At 69.0% G+C, this 429-nt stretch carries 1 protein-coding gene; it reads left to right on the top strand.

The genetic code is table 11. The features are described from left to right. Positions 1-22 precede the first annotated feature (22 nt). The coding region (locus C7G61_RS43555; protein WP_244608804.1) for a histidine phosphatase family protein at positions 23-429 on the top strand (407 nt) is incomplete at its 3' end.

Below are 429 nucleotides of genomic sequence, written 5' to 3'. Positions count from 1 at the left end.
ACGACTCCAGGGCCAGAAGGACATCCCGCTCAACGATGTCGGCCGCGTCCAGGCCGAAGAGGCGGCGCGCAAGCTCGAGGCCCTGGTGCCTCACTTTGAGGACCTCGCCTATGTGGCGAGCCCCATGACCCGCACCCGCGAGACCATGGAGATCCTGCGCACGACGCTCGGCCTGCACCCGGAAGTCTACCGGCTCGACGATCGCCTGGTCGAACTGACCTTCGGCACCTGGGAGGGCATGACCTGGAAGGAAGTGCGCAAGGCCGAGCCGGCGCTGGCGGCCCTGCGCGAGCAGGACAAGTGGCATTACGCTCCGCCCGGCGGCGGCGAGAGCTACGCCATGCTGGTCGACCGCATCCGCCCGATCCTGGACGATCTCACCCGCGACACGGTGATCGTCGCCCATGGCGGCGTCGCCCGGGCCTTCCT

This window comes from Bradyrhizobium algeriense, assembly GCF_003062295.1.
GTDB classification, from domain to species: Bacteria; Pseudomonadota; Alphaproteobacteria; order Rhizobiales; family Xanthobacteraceae; genus Bradyrhizobium; species Bradyrhizobium algeriense.
Note: the sequence above shows the minus strand (reverse complement) of the source record. Positions and strands in the feature narration are given on the sequence as shown.